Here is a 16,807-nt window from a genome sequence, read left to right on the forward strand (position 1 = left end):
CTACTTGCACTTTTTCGCCCACTCGTTCGTTTCGGCGCTAGATGGCCACGGGAAGCGTCTCCATGCCGCGCAACGTCAGGTTCGGCTTGTAGACCGGGTCGGCGGCCAACCGGGCGTCCGGGAAGCGGGCCGTCACCGCCGACAGGGCCACGGCCGCCTCCAACCGGGCCAGCGGCGCTCCGAGGCAAAAGTGCGGGCCCTTGCCGAAACCGAGATGCCGGATCTGCGTCCGGTCGGGGTCGAACTCGTCGGCCCGGTCGAACACGTCCGGGTCTCGATGCGCGGCCGCCACCAGCAGCAGCATGCTGTCGCCCTTGGGCACTGTCACCCCGCCGACCGTCAGCTCCTCGGCCGCGATGCGCGCGACCAGCTGCACGGGCGGGTCGTAGCGCAGGGTCTCCTCGGCGACCGCCGAGACCCGCTGCGGATCCGCCGCCAGGGCACGCCACCCACCACGATGGCGCAACATCGCCAGAATCGCGTTGGCGATCAGGTTTACCGTCGTCTCGTGCCCGGCCACCAGCAGCAGGTTGCAGGTCGCGACGATCTCTTCCTCGGTCAGCTGGTCACCGGCTTCCTCGGCGGCGATCAGCCCGGATATCAGGTCGCTTCGCGGTTCGGCGCGACGTTGTGTGATCAGCTCCCGCAGGTACTCCCGCAACCACAATGCCGCCTCGCGCCGCTGATCGAATCCCTGCGCCGCCTGACCGGTGACGGTGATGAACGGGTCGAGCGACTGGGCCAGCAGCGCCGACGCTCGGCTGAACTGCGGCTCGTGCTCCAGCGGCACGCCGAGCAGGCGGCAGATCACCGCCACCGGGAGCGGATACGCCAGGTCGGCGACGGCGTCGAACTGCCCCTTGGCCGCCACCGTGTCCAGCAGCGAGTCCACCAGCGCCACGATCTCCGGTTCCAGCGCCTTGACCACCCTCGGTACGAACGCCGAGCTGACCAACCGGCGCAACCGCGTGTGGTCCGGCGGATCGAGGAACAGGAACCCGGGAGCGCCGAACGGGCGTGCCACCGCTCCCGCGGCGATCTCCCGCTGCGCGACGCTCGACTTCAGCCGGTCACTGGCCGAGGCGGGGTGCCGCAGCACCTCGTCACAGTCGGCGAACGTGGAGAACACCACCAGGTTGGCCGCGGGCAGCACCAGCGGGCCGGCGGCGCGCAGATCCGCGTACAGCGGGTACGGATCGGCCCTGTTGGCCGGGTCGAGCAGCCGGCCGAGCAGCGTGTGGGCATCCGCGGTGGTCATGGCTGTCATTGTGCAGGCGCACAACAAGTCAGCAGGTCAACCGTAGTAACGCCCGACGACGTGCTCCCGCAGCTCGTCGAATTCACCGGCCAGGATGGCGGCCCGGATCGACTCGACGAGACGGACGACGAAACGCTCGTTGTGGATCGTGCACAGCGTCGAGGCAAGGATCTCCTTGGCCTTGAACAGGTGGTGGATGTAGGCGCGGGTGTAGTGCGCGCAGGTGTAGCAGTCGCATTCGCCGTCGATCGGCGAGAAGTCGCGCCGGTAGCGCGACCCCGTGATGTTGTATCGTCCGGTCGCCGAGTACACCGCCGCGTTGCGGGCCACCCGCGAGGGCGACACACAGTCGAAGGTGTCGGCGCCGGCGGCGACGGCGGCGAACAGGTCGTCGGGTTCGCTGATCCCGAGCAGGTGGCGCGGTTTGTCCTCCGGTAGCTCGTCGGTCACCCAGCCCACGATGGTGGCGAGGTTCTGCTTCTCCAGCGCACCACCGATGCCGAACCCGTCGAAGCCCAGGCCAGCCAGCCCGCGCGCGGCGTGTCGCCGCAGGTCCTCGTACTGGGCGCCCTGCACGACACCGAACAGTGCCTGCGACGGTTTGTGCGAGCGCTTCGCGCGCAGGCGGCGGTGTTCAGCCAGGCACCGCACCGCCCACTCATGGGTGCGCTGCACCGACCGCTCCTGATATCCGCGGGTGTTGACGAGTGTGGTGAGCTCGTCGAACGCGAAGATGATGTCGGCGCCCAACTGATGCTGGATGCCGATCGACACCTCGGGCGTGAACCGGTGACGGGAGCCGTCCAGATGCGAGCGGAACGTCACGCCGTCGTCGTCGACGTGTGCCAGCCGTTCTTTTCCCTCGGCGATGATGTCGTCGGTCTGCACGCGTGTGGTGTCCATCGCGAGCACCTTCTTGAACCCCACGCCGAGCGACATCACCTGGAACCCGCCACTGTCGGTGAAGGTGGGCCCTGGCCAGTTCATGAAGGCGCCCAGTCCGCCCGCGGCGTCGACGATGTCCGGCCCCGGCTGCAGGTACAGATGGTAGGCGTTGGCCAGGATGGCTTGGGCTCCAAGTAATTTCATCGTCTCAGGCAACACCGCCTTAACCGTGGCCTGGGTGCCCACCGCAATGAATGCGGGGGTGCGGATGTCTCCGTGCGGGGTGTGGATCACACCGACCCGGCCGCGCTGACCCGCGAGTCGCGCCTCGACGGTGAAGAATTGCTGGTGCACGCGGGTATTCAACACCGGATCAGTGCCGGACCATGAATTCCACGATGGTCGATTCCGGCGCCACCGCGCATCGACCGCCGCAGGATCGGGGCCGTCCCACCCGTGATCGGGTCGCTGTCGCTGAACCTTGCTGGGTGATGCGAATCGAGGGCGGTCAGCGAAGCGCTCGTCGGGGTGCGCAGTGTCTGCATGCGGGCGAACCTGCCGGTCGGATCGTCACCTTTTCCACCAATCGCGAACCGCAGCAAGGTGAGCGCACCATACTTCTCTTCGACGGCCCGGCCACCACGGACGGGCCGCGCGAGCAGAAGGAGAACAGTGTGAAGCGTGGTTTCGTGGTGAGTGTCGGTGGGGCGGCGATCGTCGTCGCCGCGCTGGCGGGCTGTTCCTCGGACAGCGGTTCCTCCGAGTCGACCACATCCGCGGACGCCGGCGACACCGCCACGGCTAGCGCATCGGCGGAGGCCACCTCGGCCCCCGGTGCCGCGAGGGTCGTCATCGACGGTCAGGAGCAGAACATCCAGGGCACCGTCGCCTGCACCTCCATGGGCGGCAACCTCAACATCGCGATCGGTCAGGCCACCACCGGGATCGGCGCGGTGGTGACCGAAGCCGACCCGCCCGCGGTGCAATCCGTCGGTCTGGGCAACGTCAACGGCGTCACGCTCGGCTTCCAGCAGGGCACCGGCCAGGGCAACGCCGAGGTGGAGAAGGACGACACGACCTACACCATCAAGGGCAACGCGACCGGGGTCGACATGGCCAACCCGCTGCAACCGGTGACCAAACCGTTCGAGATCGAGGTCACCTGCCCGTAATCAAGAAGAGTCACACAGCCACGGCGGCCGCCGTCTTTCACTGTGCAAGTACTTTCACTGTGCAAGTAACTTACGGCCGCTGCGTTTGCTATGCGGTAGCCTTCGTCCGGCGCCGTGGCGGCGCCACCATATCTCGCAAGGGGGCTCGCTCGTGGCAAAGCATCGCAGACGGCGGCGACCGCCGCTCACACCGATTCTGGTCGCAGGTGCCACCGCGGGCCTGTCGACGGCACTGGCGCTGGGCCACGCCACCACCGCGACCGCTGCCACGATTCCGACCGCAACCACGGTGATCGGGGTCGGCGGCTGGAAGGATTCGACCGGCGAGCGAATCCCGAGCAAGTTCCAGGGCGCATTGGTATTGGTACCGGACCGGACCTACGTCGGTGTCCTGTACCCGGCCCAGCTACCCGTCGACCCGAGTGTGGCCGCGGGCCAGGCACCGCTGGAGGAGGCAGTCGACGCCGCCGAGAGGCCCGTGCTCATCGTCGGCTACTCGGAGGGAGCGCTGGTCGCCGAGCGCTACAAGCGCGCGCTGGTAGCGCCCGACGCCCCGGACGCCGACGAGGGCATCGCGTTCATGTTCATCGCCTCCCCGACCGTTCCCAACGGCGGCATCTACTCCCGCTTCCCCAGCCTACGGATCCCCGGCTTCACCAGCACCGGCGCGGCGGCGCCGTCACCGTACGACGAAACCTTCGTGAGCCTCGAATACGACCTGATCGCCGACTTCCCCGCCTACGCGAACCCGCTGTCACTGGCCAACGCCGCCCTTGGATTCGCGTACTTCCATGGCGACCAGGGACCCGACAACGTCGACCTGGAGTCCGCTCCGCAATCGGTCAGGGTCGTCACGACCGACGCGGGCGGCACCGACACCTACGTGCTGATCCGCGCCGAGCAACTCCCGCTGCTGCAGCCGATCCGCGATCTCGCCCGCGTCACCGGAACCACGGTGGTGGTCGAACCGTTCGTCGGCGCAGTCGAACCGACGCTGCGCCTGCTGGTCGACATGGGCTACACCGACCGCGACTACCGGACCGTCGGGGTCGACGAGGACGCCGACTACCAGGACGCTGACCAGCCGACGCGATTCTCGTTGATCACACCGCCCGAACGGATCGTCGAGACCGCGAAGGCCCTGCCCGACGCATTGCGTGACGGCGCGGAGAACTTCGTCGACGCCCTCCCTTCAACGCCGACGCGGGAGACGTCTCCCACTAGACACCAGAAGCAGCTTGCCGAGGACCTGCGGGACGAGGACCCGAATGGCGCAGGACGCGCCACCGTCAAGCTGAGATCCGGCGCCCGGAATTCCACGAGTCGCGACGAGAATGCACCGAAGACTGGGCCCGCCGCGCGGTCCGAGGGCCAGAACCAAGATCAAGATCAAGACCAAGATCCAGATGGGGAAAAAAAGCGGGACCCGGATCCGGGCGATGACAGCTCGGCCGCTGCCGCATGATCCCCCAGCGCTGAGGGCGGTTCGCCGAACGTCGCCAGGCACCGCGCGATGTTCCCGCGGCCGCCTCTTGTTTGATCGCCAGCCGCAGGCTGCGACGCTCCTCGGCGGCCAGGCCGGTGCGAGAACGGCACCAAGCCCGTGGTGATCGACACAACTGTGTCACGACCGGCAGATCGATGCCTAAGGCACTGACACGATGTGGTGGTGAAGCGACTCGTCCTCGCGCTGGTGTGCGCACTTCTCCTCGCCCTGACGGCCTGCTCGTCGCCGAGCCCCGCGGACCCGTTCCACGCCTTCGCCGACGCCCTGGGCCGGCGCGACGTGAAGTCGGCCGCGCAGCAGACCTCCGATCCCGCCGCGGCCGAACCCGTCATCGCCGCCATGTTCGACGGCATGGGTGCCGACGCGGCCGTGCAGCTGTCGCCGGCGCCGGTCAACGGCGAGGAGAGCAATCAGACCCTGACCTACCGGTGGACGCTGGCGCCCGACCGCGAGTTCGGTTACGAGGCGACCGGTACGGCGGAGCAGAGCGGCGACGAGTGGCGGCTGGTGTGGTCACCGGCGCTGCTGCACCCGGATCTGAAGCCGGGGATGGCGTTCCAGTACAGCGAGGACAGCGAGTTGCAGACACCGGTGCTCGACCGCACCGGCCAGCCGCTGATGACGTGGCAGACGGTCGGGCTGGTCAGCCTCGACCGCGTGCACCGGGAGTCGGCGTCCGCGCTCGCCGCACTGCTCGCCCCGATCGAGCCGACCATCACCCCGGAATCGATCCAGGCGCAGTTCGACTCCAACGACGACCAGGTCATCACTGTGATCCGGTTGCGCGAAGCCGATCTCAGGCCGATCGCCGACCAGCTGCGCGCCGTGCCAGGCGTCGCGATCGGCGAAGAGGGCGACCTGCTGACCGCGGACCGCGCGCTGTCCTCACCGGCGATGGCCGAGCTGCCCAAGTTATGGCATGACCGCATCACCCGAACCGCCGGCTGGTCGGTGTACCTGGTCGACGTCGACGGCTCGGCCGCACAACGGTTGACCGCTACCCCGCCCGCACCGACCGACCCCGTCCGCACCTCTTTGGACCTGCGGCTGCAGCTGTTGGCTCAGGCCGCCGTGGCCGCCGAGCCGCGACCCACCATGCTCGTCGCAGTGTCGCCATCAGACGGTGGCATCCTCGCGGCGGCGCAGAACGAGGCGGCCGACGCCGAGGGCGCCATCGCGTTCAACGGGCTCTATCCCCCAGGGTCGACGTTCAAGACGATCACCACCGCCGCCGCCCTGGAAGCCGGGCTGGCGACACCCGACACGCCGGTGACGTGTCCGGGCCGGCTCACGATCGAGAACCGCACGATCCCCAACGACGGCGAGTTCGACCTCGGCACGGTGCCGCTCACCACGGCCTTCGCCCGGTCCTGCAACACCTCGATGGCCGCGCTCGCCGAGCGGTTGCCCGCCGATGCCTTGTCCACAACGGCGCGAGCGTTCGGGATCGGCGTCGACTACGTGGTCCCGGGTCTGACCACGGTCACCGGCCGGGTGCCCGCCGCGGAGACCGCCGCCGAGCGCGTGGAGAACGGGATCGGCCAGGGCACGGTCACGGTCAGCCCGTTCGGCCTCGCGGTGGCCGAGGCCAGCCTCGCCCACGGCTCGACGATCACGCCGACGCTCGTCCTCGGTGAGAAGACCACCGCCGACGCCCCGCCCGAACCACTGGCTACCGACGTGGTGGATGCGCTGCGGGCGATGATGCGGGCGACGGTCACCGAGGGCACCGCCAGTGAGCTGTCCGACATCGCGGACCTCGGCGGGAAGACCGGGACGGCAGAGTTCGGGGACACCGTCTCCCACGGCTGGTTCGCGGGGATTGCCGGTGACATCGCGTTCGCGACGCTGGTGGTCGGCGGCGACTCGTCGGCGCCGGCGATCACCGTCTCGGGCAATTTCCTGCGGTCGGGGAGGTGAATCGGGCAATCTGAGCCCATGAAACTGATGGCTGTTCTGGTAGCGGCCGGCGGTGTGCTGGCCGCGCCGCTCTTCACCGCATCGCCGGCTGCGGCGAGCCCCTGCGACAGCGCGGAGTGTGTGCCGTATGTGGACCGCAACATCGATCCGAGCGGGTCCTGCGTCCCCGGAGGAATCCACTATCTGTTCGGCCTCGACGCGGCGGGCAACAGCTACGTGTGCGCTACGCAGTCCAGGTGGGTGCCCCAGCCCGCGCTCGTGGGAGTGCGCACGAAGGGTGCGCCCTGCGAGGGCAGCACCGGTGTGGCGCAGGCGCCAGACGGGTTGGTGCTGATGTGCAAGGGCGGCGCCTGGAGACAGGACTTCACCGCCTCTCACTTCTGATCCTCGAGGCCGCCCGGGTCCTCGGGCACGTCGACCGCGTGCCGCTTCAACGCGTCGATCGGCACCACGTCGAGGGTGCGTTCGTGCGTAGCGGCCAGTACCACCGGCGCGGCGCACCCGTCCTGGTAGGCGCGCAGCCAGTTGGTGGCCGTCACGCACCAGCGGTCGCCAGGATTCAGACCCGGGAAGCGGTACTCGGGCCGCGGGGTGGACAGGTCGTTGGCGATCGAGCGCTGATGGTCGAGGAACTCGACGGTGACGACGGCGCAGATCGTGTGCGCGCCGAGGTCTTCCGAGCCCGTCGAACAGCAGCCGTCACGGTAGAAGCCGGTCAACGGGTCCGTGCCGCACTCCTGCAGTGGGTTGCCGAGCACATTGCGGTCAGACACCGGGCCAGTATTGCGCGATGTCCCCGGGTTCGCCGTCCACCCGCCCTGTACTTCGGCGGGCCGACCGAATGTCATACCGGCCACGGCAAAGAATGGCGGTGGCGGAGGGATTTGAACCCTCGGACGGGGGTTACCCGTCACACGCTTTCGAGGCGTGCTCCTTAGGCCGCTCGGACACGCCACCGTGTGGCAGCTTACCGAACGGGCCGCACAGCCCCTAATCGCTCGGCGGGAGGCGGCAAAAAGTCAGCGCTGGCGGGCGAAGAATGCCTCGAGCGGTTTCGCGCACTCGTCGGCCAGCACACCGCCGCGCACATCCGGGCGGTGGTTGAGTCGGCGGTCTCGCACCAGGTCCCACAGTGAGCCGACCGCCCCGGTCTTGGGTTCCCACGCCCCGAACACCACCCGCGCGACCCTCGCCAGCACCAGGGCGCCTGCGCACATCGTGCACGGTTCGACGGTCACCGCCAGCGTCGTCCCCTCGAGCCGCCACCCATCGCCCAGCACCGCCGCCGCCGCCCGCAACGCGAGCACCTCCGCGTGCGCGGTCGGATCGCCCAGCGCTTCGCGCGCATTCGCAGCCCGGGCCAGTTCCGCGCCGCCGGGCCCGAACACCACCGCGCCGATCGGCACGTCCCTCGGACCGGCGAGCGCCGCGGCGTCGAGGGCGGCGCGGATCAGGAGCTCGTCGGAGCTCACCGATTGAGGTTGTCGAGCACCGCCGACAACTCGTCGGCGAAACCCATCTCGCGGGCGATGCGGCCGAGTTGCTCGTCGGCGTACAGGTCGGTTTCATCGAGGATGACGCTGAGCACCGCTTCGGGCAGCCCCATGTCCGAGAGCAGTCCGAGGTCGCCCTCCTCGAACGGGTCGACGTCGTCGAGGTCGTCGGGTTCGATGTCCGCGTCGAGTTGTTCGAGGATCTCGGCGGCGATGTCGTAGTCCAGCGCGGCGGTGGCGTCCGAGAGAAGCAACCGAGTGCCCGACGGGGCGGGCCGGACGATCACGAAGAACTCGTCGTCGATGTCGAGCAACCCGAACACCGCGCCGGCACTGCGGATGTCACACAGCTCCTTCTCGGCGGCCGAGAGGCTGTTGAGGGAAGCCCGCCGCATGGGCGCGCAGCGCCACTTACCGTCCTCGCGGATGACGGCCACGCCGAACCCGTCGGGCGTGCCCTGTGCCGGCGCACTCTGTGCTCCCATGTCGCGTTACGGTAGTCGCCCACCAGCGCTTTTGACCAGGCGTGGCCACCGGCGGCGACGCCGTGTGCCAACCTGGAACGGTGACGAAACCACCGGTGTGCGTTCTGGGCCTGGGCCTCATCGGCGGCTCGGTGATGCGCGCGGTCGCGGCCGCCGGACGCGAGGTGTTCGGATACAACCGCTCGGTCGAGGGTGTCCTGGGTGCGCGCTTCGACGGATTCGACGCCAGCGACCACCTCGAGGAGGTGCTCGGGCGCGCCGCGGAGACGTCGGCGCTGGTCGTGCTCGCCGTGCCGGCGCCCGCCCTCGGCCTGATGCTCCGACACATTCGCCACACCGCGCCGCACTGTCCACTCACCGATGTGACCAGCGTCAAAGGTCCTGTGCTGAAAAAGGTCCGGTCCTTCGGCCTGCAGGAGCGCTTCGTCGGTGGCCATCCCATGGCCGGCACCGCTCATTCCGGCTGGTCGGCCGGCAATGCCGCGCTGTTCGTCGGCGCGCCGTGGGTGGTCAGCGTCGACGACCACGTCGATCCCGGGGTGTGGGCTCAGGTGATGACGCTGGCGTTGGACTGCCATGCGGTGGTGGTGCCTGCCCGCTCGGACGAACACGACGCGGCCGCCGCCAGGATCTCGCACCTGCCGCACCTGCTCGCCGAGGCGCTGGCAGCCACGGCAGGTCAGGTGCCGCTGGCGTTCGCGCTGGCGGCCGGATCGTTCCGGGACGGCACCCGGGTTGCCGCGACGGCGCCCGACCTGGTGCGGGCGATGTGCGAGGCCAACTCCCCAGAACTCGTCCCGGCCCTGGACCGCAGCATCGAACTGCTCACCGCCGCCCGCGATGCGTTGGCGCGGAACGGGTCGGTGGCCGAATTGGTCGATTCCGGCCACGCCGCCCGCATGCGCTACGAGAGTTTCAGCCGCCCCGAGATCATCACCACAGTGATCGGCGCCGAGAACTGGCGCGACGAACTGGCCGCCGCCGGGCGGGCCGGCGGGGTGATCAGATCCGCGCTGCCAACCCGGGATAGTCGACGATGAACCCGTCGGCGTCGACGATGATCGTGGTGTCGGCGACCGGTGACTGCAGCTTGATGCCGTCGGAGCCCGGCCCGCCGCCGCTGTAGCTGATCGACGCCTCCTCCGCGGAGAATTCGGGCAACCGGACGTACACCACCGGGACGACAATCGAATCGCTGCGCTCGTGCAGACCGGCGCGGCGGATCGGCAGCGTGTTGAAGAACGGGCTGAGCACCACGTCCACGTCCAGCGCGCCGTCGAACGGGGCGCGTTTCATCTGGTTCTGCTGATCGCGGACCAGCCACATGTTCTCTTCGTCACGGGCGAACGACACCTGGCGTTCCCGCTCGGCCAGCGTGACCGTCATCGCGAGCCGTTTCGTGGCGCCGAGTTCGTCGGTGACGAGGTCGTAGGAGGCGGAGAAGGCCGGGTGCGCATCGCAGGCAGCGGCGACGATCCGGCCGTAGGCCTTGATGCGCTTACCCGACAACTGCACACGGACGGATTCCATCCGGGCGACATCGTGCGCCCGCCACGTCAGGACCGCGGGCCAGGTGTTCTTCAGGTCAGAGCGGTCGGCTTCACTCACCCTCCTACCGTATGCGACGCTGCCGGCGGGTGCGTAGCCCGCTACCAAAGTCGACCACGGTCTGGGTGGCGGCCCACACCGCCGAGAATCAGCGGCAGCGCGATCGGCATCTGTGTTTCGCAAACACCCGTAGCGGGAAATGATGAGCTGTGAGCAACGATCCGTACGGGGCGTCCCCGGGGCGTGAGCAGGAACGCTACGACCCCGCGAACCCCGGTCCTCCGATCCCGGCCGACTTCGAGGTCGCCGACCGCACACCGCCTGCGGTGAAGAAGGTCGACTTCACCCGCGCCGCCGCCGTCTGGACGTCGGTGATCGTCGGTCTGCTCATCCTGATCGTGCTGCTGATCTTCATCGCCCAGAACACCGAGTCCGCCGAATTCGCCTTCCTCGGCTGGCACTGGAATCTGCCGCTGGGCGTGGCGATCCTGCTCGCCGCGGTGTGTGGTGGCCTGATCGCCTCCCTCGCAGGCGCGGCGCGGCTGTTCCAGCTACGCCGCGCGGCGAAGAAGAACTACAAAGCCGCAATGCGCTAGTCGAGGGCTTCTAGGCCCGCTGCGATCAGCGGGGCGACGGCCTGGCCCACGTTGTCCTCGGTACCGCCCATCCGGGCGCGGAACGCGATACCCGCGGCGATGATCGCCAGCTTGAAGTACGCCAGCGCCAGGTAGAAGCCCCAGTGCGCGAGTTCCTGGCCTGACACCGTCGCATACCGCTGCGCCATCTCGTCACCGGTCGGAAGCAGCTCCGAGGTCCACGCCGCGTCGCTGTGGACGTAGTTGAACATCGGGTTGCGGTACACGCACATCAGGGCCGCGTCGCTGAGCGGATCACCGAGCGTTGACATCTCCCAGTCCAGCACCGCCCGCACCTTCGTGGCGTCGGTCGCGTCGAGGATCGTGTTGTCGATGCGGTAGTCGCCGTGCACAATCGACGCGCGGCTCTCGGCCGGGACCCGTTCGCCGAGTTCGGCGTGCAGCTTGTGCACGTCGGCATCGCGCGGATCGTCCTCGAGGCGCACATGTCCCCACTGCGACCCCCACCGCCGGACCTGACGTTCGAGGTAGCCGCTGGGTTTGCCGAAATCACCCAGCCCGACCGCGGTCGGATCCACCGCGTGCAATTCGGCCAACACCCGGATCAACTCGTCGACGCACCCGTGCAGCGTCGCCACGTCACCGAGCGCCTGCAGTTCCTCCGCGGTGCGCACTACCCGGCCCTCGACGTGTTGCACCATCTGGAACGGGGCGCCGAGCACCGAGTCGTCGTTGCTCATCGTCACCGCGCCGGCCACCGGCACAGCCGTGTCGGCGAGCGCGGCGACCACGCGGTATTCGCGGGCCATGTCGTGCGCCGACGGGGTGAGCCCGTGCAGCGGCGGGCGGCGCAACACCCACTTCGACGCGTCATCGAACACCAGGAACGTCAGGTTGGAGCGGCCGCCCGCGAGCAGCTCGGCGCGCAGCTCACCGGTGCGGGGGATGCCTTCGGAACGCAGATGGCGGTCGAGCGCGCCGAGGTCGAGCCCGTCGAAGGTGGAAGACGTCATGGCAAAATGTCTACCACCGCCTATTTCGGGGCAGCAGATCCCATACGTGCTCGGTCCCGTTGACCGATGCCACCGCGAGTCGGCGCGCTCGCGACGACCACAGCAGCCGCGTCACCGAGGCGTAGTCGACGTGGAAGGACAACAGCCGCTCGGTGCGCAGCACGCCGTGCAGTAGCGCGTTGATCACCCCACCGTGGCTGAACACCGCGACGGTGTCCTGGCGCTCAGCGCTCCCCACGAGGTCGTCGACGGCGGCGAAGATCCGGGCCAGGAACGCGTCCTCGTCGACGCCGCCGGGGAGCTTGCCGTTCATCAGCCGCTCTAGTTCCTGCGGGTGCTCCTTCGCGATCTGCTCGATGGGAATGTAGAGCGGCAGGTCGCGGTCGTACTCGGCGAGACGCTCGTCGACCTCGACGGGCAGCCCGAGTGCGTCGGCCACCGGCTGTGCGGTCTGCACGGCGCGCCGCTGTGGACTACTCATCAGTCGCGCGACCCGGAACCGCGCGAGCGCGTCGGGGAGCCGTTTGGCCTGCTCGATGCCCTCTTCGGAGAGGTCCGGGTCCGAACCCTGACCGGGTTCGCTACGCAGCGGCAGCGCATGTCTGACCAAAAGCAGTTGCACCGTGACACCATATGGGCCCATGGGTTACGCCGACGACCTGTTCGACCTGGCCGGCCGGGTGGTGCTGGTGACCGGGGGCAGCCGCGGCCTCGGTCGCCAGATCGCGTTCGGTGCGGCGCGGTGCGGGGCCGACGTCGTGATCGCGAGCCGGTCGCTCGAGAGGTGCGAGGCCACCGCCGCGGAGATCACCGCGGCGACGGGCCGCGCCGTGCTGCCCTATCAGGTACACGTCGGGCGCTGGGATCAGCTCGACGGCCTCGTGGACGCGGTGTACGAACGGTTCGGAAAGCTCGACGTGCTGGTCAACAACGCCGGCATGTCACCGCTGTACGACTCGTTGAGCAGCGTCACCGAGAAGCTGTTCGACGCGGTGATGAACCTCAACCTCAAGGGGCCGTTCCGGTTGTCGGTCCTGGTCGGTGAGCGGATGGTGGCCGACGGGGGTGGACGCATCGTCAACATCAGCTCGAGCGGCTCCATTCGGCCTGACCCGACGATGCTGCCGTATGCCGCCGCGAAGGCTGGCCTCAACGCGCTGACCGAGGGCCTAGCCAGGGCATTCGGCCCGACAGTGCGGGTGAACACGTTGATGGCCGGGCCGTTCCTCACCGACATCAGCAAGGCGTGGAACTTGGAGGGCGTCGAGAAGCCCTTCGGGCACCTCGCGCTCGAGCGTGCCGGCGAGCCCGCCGAAGTCGTCGGCGCAGCACTGTTCCTCATGTCCGACGCGTCGAGCTTCACGACGGGGTCGATCCTGCGCGCCGACGGCGGCCTGCCGTAGCCGCCTACGGCGTGACGATCTGGAAGCTCGGGTCCGGCCGGTCGAGAACCGCCACGATGTTCGCCAGCGCCGCCTCGTCGCCGGTGATCTCGACGCCGGGCGAGGCAGTGTCACCGGCGGCGTAGGAGAGCAGCCGCAGCTTGTTCGCCAGCCGGATGGTGGCCTGTGCGCTCGCCCCGTCGGCGGGCACTCTGCGGTGGACCAGGACTCCGTTGCGCAGCGTCAGCCGGTAGTTGTCGCCGGTGTCGGAGAACGTCACGTCCACCGCCACGTCGAGGTCCCACGCCGCCGGGCCGTCGATGTTGATCGCGAGCGCGTCGAACATCTGCGCCGGCGTCAACTGCGCCAGCACCGTCGGCGACGTCGACTGGGTGGGGGTGCCGAAGTTGCCATCACGCAGTTCGGTCGCCCCGGACAGGAAGAAATTGCGCCAGACGGCGTTCTCCGCCCCGTAGGCCAGCTGTTCCAGTGTGTCGGCGTACAGGGCGCGCGCACCGGTGTGCTGTTCGTCGGTGAACACGGCGTGATCGAGCAACGTTGCTGCCCAACGGAAATCACCACCGTTGAAGGCGGCGCGAGCCAACTCGACCACCCGGTCCAGCCCGCCCATCGCCTCGACATAGCGCGGTCCGGCCGTTGCGGGGGGGTGCTGCCACAGCCGGCCGGGGTTGCCGTCGAACCAGCCCATGTAGCGCTGGTAGACCGCCTTGACGTTGTGGCTGACCGAACCGTAGTAACCGTGGGCGTGCCAGGCCTTCTCGAGTGCCGGCGGCAGCGCGAAGGTCTCCGCGATCTCGATGCCCGTGTGCCCCTGGTTGAGCTGACGCAGCGTCTGGTCATGCAGGTAGGCGTACAGGTCCCGTTGCACAGACAGGAACTCCACGATGCGTTCGCGACCCCAGGTCGGCCAGTGGTGGGACGCGAACACGACGTCGGCGCGGTCGGCGAACGCGTCGATGGCCTCGGTGAGGTAACCGGCCCAGCCGTGCGGGTCGCGCACCAGCGCACCACGCAACGTCAGCAGGTTGTGCAGGTTGTGGGTGGCGTTCTCCGCCATACACAGTGCACGGAACTGCGGAAAGTAAAAGTGCATCTCGGCGGGAGCCTCGGTCCCGGGAGCCATCTGGAACTCGATCTCGACGCCGTCGACGGTGTGGGTCTCCCCTGTCGCGCGGATGTCGACGGTCGGTACGACCAGCGCGACCTCACCGGTCGACGGCGCCTGCCCCAGGCCGCAGCCGACCTGGCCGCGCACACCGCGCGCCAGCACGGTGCCGTACATGTAAGCGGCGCGGCGGGCCATCGCGGTGCCGGCGTAGACGTTCTCCTGCACGGCGTGTTCGGTGAAGTGCTCGGGGGCGATGATCGCGACCGTGCCCGCGTCGACCTCGGCCTGGGTCGTCACACCCAGCACACCGCCGAAGTGGTCGACGTGGCTGTGGGTGTAGATGACGGCGACGACGGCGCGCTTGCCGCGGTGCGCTCGGTACAGCGTGAGTGCCGCCGCGGCGGTCTCCGTGCACACCAGCGGGTCGATCACGATGACGCCGGTGTCCCCCTCGACGAACGTGATGTTCGACAGGTCCAATCCGCGCACCTGGTAGATGCCCTCGACTACTTCGTACAAACCCTGTTTGGCAGCGAGCTGGGACTGCCGCCACAGGCTCGGGTGCACCGACGTCGGCGCCTCCTGGCCGTCGAGGAAGGTGTAGGCGTCGTTGTCCCACACCACCCGCCCGTCGGCGGCGGTGAGGACGCACGGAACGAGCGCGGCGATGAAGCCGCGGTCGGCGTCGTCGAAATCCCTTCGGTCGGTGAACGGCAGGGTGCTCAGGTGATTCCGGTGAGCTTCGTCGATGGCCGCACTCGGTGGCTTCGAGTCCATGTCGACAACCCTGCCATCAGACCGGCGCCGGTGTGAGGGAAGCGCCTACTCCGGCTTCGTCTCCCGCCATTCGCGTTCGAACGGCAACCGCCACGCATTCGGCGCGATCAGCTGGTGGACGGCGTTGGGCCCCCAGGTGCCGGGCTGGTACATCTTCACCGGCGGTGGGTCCTCGAGCAGCGGAGTCGAACGGTCCCACAGTGATTCGATGCCCTCGGCCGTGGTGAACAGGGTATGGTCTCCGCGCATCGCGTCGAGGATCAGCCGTTCGTAGGCCTCGAGCACGTCGCCGACGCGGCCGGTCTCCTGCGTCGAGAACTGCATGGACAGCTTGTCGAGCTTCATCCCGGGCCCCGGCCGCTTGCCGTAGAACGACAGCGACACCTTCGAGTTGTCGGCCAGGTCGAACGTCAGATGGTCGGGCCCCTGGGACCCGACGCCCGACCCGGGCGGGAACATCGAGCGCGGCGCCTCCTTGAACGCGATCGAGATGATCCGCTGCCCCTCGGCCATCTTCTTGCCGGTGCGCAGATAAATCGGCACGCCGGCCCAGCGCCAGTTGTCGACGCCGACCTGCAGCGCGATGAACGTCTCGGTCTCCGAATCCGGTGTCACGCCGTCTTCCTCGCGGTAGCCGACGTACTGACCGCGGATCACCTTGTTCGGGTCGACGGGCAGCATCGACCGGAAGACCTTGTTCTTCTCCTCGCTGATCGCCCTGGGCTCCAATGCGGTCGGCGGCTCCATGACGACGAACGCCATCACCTGGAACAGGTGGGTGACCACCATGTCCTTGTAGGCACCGGTGCTCTCGTAGAAGTTGGCCCGCTGGTCGAGGCCGAGCTTCTCGGGGATGTCGATCTGGATGTGGTCGATGAAGTTTCGGTTCCAGATCGGCTCGAACAGGCCGTTGGCGAACCGGAACGCCAGGATGTTCTGCGCCGCCTCCTTGCCGAGGAAGTGGTCGATACGAAAGATCTGCGACTCCTCGAAGGTGTCGTGGAGGAAGGCGTTGAGCTCGACCGCGCTGGCCAGGTCGGTGCCGAACGGTTTCTCCATCACCACCCGGGAACGTTCGACCAGACCGGAGTCCTTGAGCATGGTGATGACGGCCTTGGCCGCCTTGGGCGGCACCGACAGGTAGTGCAGCCGCCGCGTGTCGGGGCCGAGTTCGCCTTCGGCCGCCTTCACCGCCGCGGCGAGCGCCTCAGGCCCCGCACTCTGCGGCACGTAGGTGACCCGGCAGGCGAAGCCCTCCCACTCCTCGTCGGTCAGCGTGTGGCTGCCGAACGCGTCGACGGCCTCGCGTGCCAGCGCCCGGAACTCGTCACCGCTGAGATCCTCCAGTGACGTGCCGACCACCCGGATCTTGGGCGCCAGCGCGGACTGCACGAGGTACGCCATCCCCGGCAGCAGTTTGCGTTTCGCCAGATCACCGGTCGCCCCGAACAACACGATGACGTGGGGGTCGAGCCTTTCCTCGGCGACGCGGTGCGGGCGCGAACCGGGCGCCGGGTAGGCGATGGACTGCGGAGGGTTGACGGCCACGGTGGCGATGATGTCACCTTGCCCGCCGGCGTGCAGCGGGTTGTCAGCCCGGTGCCGTCGGCCAGCCAGCGTTCGGCGCGCCCGCGCGACGTCC

Annotated in this window: 17 protein-coding genes and 1 tRNA gene; 7 read left to right on the plus strand and 11 right to left on the minus strand. The window is 68.6% G+C overall.

The annotated features are described in order from the left end of the window. Positions 1 to 37: 37 nt before the first annotated feature. The gene (locus tag G6N07_RS17070; protein ID WP_085192100.1) at positions 38 to 1,267 is read right to left on the minus strand and encodes a cytochrome P450; all 1,230 of its coding nucleotides are present in this window, start codon (positions 1,265 to 1,267) and stop codon (positions 38 to 40) included. A gap of 27 nt (positions 1,268 to 1,294) precedes the next feature. Next, on the minus strand, positions 1,295 to 2,497 hold the full coding sequence (gene tgt / locus G6N07_RS17075) for a tRNA guanosine(34) transglycosylase Tgt (protein ID WP_085192113.1): 1,203 nt from the start codon (positions 2,495 to 2,497) through the stop codon (positions 1,295 to 1,297). Positions 2,498 to 2,817: 320 nt separating this feature from the next. Between tgt and G6N07_RS17080 the strand changes: the two genes are divergently transcribed. From G6N07_RS17080 to G6N07_RS17095, 4 genes are all read left to right on the plus strand, one after another. Further along, the gene (locus tag G6N07_RS17080) at positions 2,818 to 3,315 is read left to right on the plus strand and encodes a lipoprotein LpqH (RefSeq protein WP_165756772.1); all 498 of its coding nucleotides are present in this window, start codon (positions 2,818 to 2,820) and stop codon (positions 3,313 to 3,315) included. 151 nt (positions 3,316 to 3,466) lie between these two features. Then, on the plus strand, positions 3,467 to 4,780 hold the full coding sequence (locus G6N07_RS17085; protein ID WP_099050265.1) for a PE-PPE domain-containing protein: 1,314 nt from the start codon (positions 3,467 to 3,469) through the stop codon (positions 4,778 to 4,780). 204 nt (positions 4,781 to 4,984) lie between these two features. After that, on the plus strand, positions 4,985 to 6,742 hold the full coding sequence (locus G6N07_RS17090; protein ID WP_085192111.1) for a penicillin-binding transpeptidase domain-containing protein: 1,758 nt from the start codon (positions 4,985 to 4,987) through the stop codon (positions 6,740 to 6,742). A gap of 18 nt (positions 6,743 to 6,760) precedes the next feature. Next, positions 6,761 to 7,126, plus strand: coding sequence for a hypothetical protein (locus G6N07_RS17095; RefSeq protein WP_085192098.1), 366 nt, complete (start codon positions 6,761 to 6,763; stop codon positions 7,124 to 7,126). On the opposite strand, the gene G6N07_RS17100 is transcribed toward G6N07_RS17095, so the two are convergent. The 4 genes from G6N07_RS17100 to G6N07_RS17115 all read right to left on the minus strand — a co-directional run bounded on the left by G6N07_RS17100 (position 7,117) and on the right by G6N07_RS17115 (position 8,720). After that, complete coding sequence (locus G6N07_RS17100; protein WP_085192097.1) at positions 7,117 to 7,515, minus strand: DUF2237 family protein; 399 nt, start codon at positions 7,513 to 7,515, stop codon at positions 7,117 to 7,119. The two genes, G6N07_RS17095 and G6N07_RS17100, sit on opposite strands and share 10 nt — an antisense overlap. A gap of 93 nt (positions 7,516 to 7,608) precedes the next feature. Beyond that, positions 7,609 to 7,699: transfer RNA gene (locus G6N07_RS17105), tRNA-Ser, on the minus strand. A 62-nt stretch (positions 7,700 to 7,761) separates the two neighbouring features. Further along, positions 7,762 to 8,214, minus strand: a complete 453-nt coding sequence (locus G6N07_RS17110; protein ID WP_085192096.1) for a nucleoside deaminase — start codon at positions 8,212 to 8,214, stop codon at positions 7,762 to 7,764. After that, entirely contained in the window at positions 8,211 to 8,720 is a 510-nt protein-coding gene (locus G6N07_RS17115) for a tRNA adenosine deaminase-associated protein (RefSeq protein WP_085192095.1), read from the minus strand. The genes G6N07_RS17110 and G6N07_RS17115 overlap by 4 nt, the downstream gene beginning before the upstream one ends. A gap of 95 nt (positions 8,721 to 8,815) precedes the next feature. On the opposite strand from G6N07_RS17115, the gene G6N07_RS17120 reads away from it, so the two are divergent. Continuing rightward, entirely contained in the window at positions 8,816 to 9,760 is a 945-nt protein-coding gene (locus tag G6N07_RS17120; protein ID WP_099050266.1) for a prephenate dehydrogenase, read from the plus strand. Here the strand turns inward: G6N07_RS17120 and G6N07_RS17125 are convergent. Then, complete coding sequence (locus tag G6N07_RS17125; RefSeq protein ID WP_085192093.1) at positions 9,723 to 10,328, minus strand: putative glycolipid-binding domain-containing protein; 606 nt, start codon at positions 10,326 to 10,328, stop codon at positions 9,723 to 9,725. The two genes, G6N07_RS17120 and G6N07_RS17125, sit on opposite strands and share 38 nt — an antisense overlap. Positions 10,329 to 10,552: 224 nt before the next feature. Between G6N07_RS17125 and G6N07_RS17130 the strand changes: the two genes are divergently transcribed. Further along, the gene (locus tag G6N07_RS17130) at positions 10,553 to 10,864 is read left to right on the plus strand and encodes a LapA family protein (RefSeq protein ID WP_235849861.1); all 312 of its coding nucleotides are present in this window, start codon (positions 10,553 to 10,555) and stop codon (positions 10,862 to 10,864) included. On the opposite strand, the gene G6N07_RS17135 is transcribed toward G6N07_RS17130, so the two are convergent. Together G6N07_RS17135 and G6N07_RS17140 are read right to left on the minus strand one after the other, a co-directional pair. After that, positions 10,861 to 11,877, minus strand: a complete 1,017-nt coding sequence (locus G6N07_RS17135) for a phosphotransferase family protein (protein ID WP_085192091.1) — start codon at positions 11,875 to 11,877, stop codon at positions 10,861 to 10,863. The genes G6N07_RS17130 and G6N07_RS17135 overlap by 4 nt on opposite strands. A 10-nt stretch (positions 11,878 to 11,887) precedes the next feature. Then, a complete protein-coding gene (locus G6N07_RS17140) occupies positions 11,888 to 12,499 on the minus strand; it encodes a histidine phosphatase family protein (RefSeq protein ID WP_085192110.1) in 612 nt (203 codons plus the stop codon). Positions 12,500 to 12,518: 19 nt separating this feature from the next. Between G6N07_RS17140 and G6N07_RS17145 the strand changes: the two genes are divergently transcribed. Further along, complete coding sequence (locus G6N07_RS17145; RefSeq protein WP_085192090.1) at positions 12,519 to 13,280, plus strand: SDR family NAD(P)-dependent oxidoreductase; 762 nt, start codon at positions 12,519 to 12,521, stop codon at positions 13,278 to 13,280. 4 nt (positions 13,281 to 13,284) lie between these two features. Here the strand turns inward: G6N07_RS17145 and G6N07_RS17150 are convergent, their stop codons facing one another. Both G6N07_RS17150 and zwf read right to left on the minus strand, forming a co-directional pair. Then, positions 13,285 to 15,165: an alkyl/aryl-sulfatase gene (locus tag G6N07_RS17150; protein WP_085192089.1), complete on the minus strand. Its 1,881-nt coding sequence runs from the start codon at positions 15,163 to 15,165 to the stop codon at positions 13,285 to 13,287. A 45-nt stretch (positions 15,166 to 15,210) separates the two neighbouring features. Beyond that, the gene (zwf, locus tag G6N07_RS17155; protein ID WP_085192109.1) at positions 15,211 to 16,713 is read right to left on the minus strand and encodes a glucose-6-phosphate dehydrogenase; all 1,503 of its coding nucleotides are present in this window, start codon (positions 16,711 to 16,713) and stop codon (positions 15,211 to 15,213) included. Between the last annotated feature and the right edge of the window lie 94 nt (positions 16,714 to 16,807).

Source organism: Mycolicibacterium doricum (assembly GCF_010728155.1).
GTDB lineage: Bacteria > Actinomycetota > Actinomycetes > Mycobacteriales > Mycobacteriaceae > Mycobacterium > Mycobacterium doricum.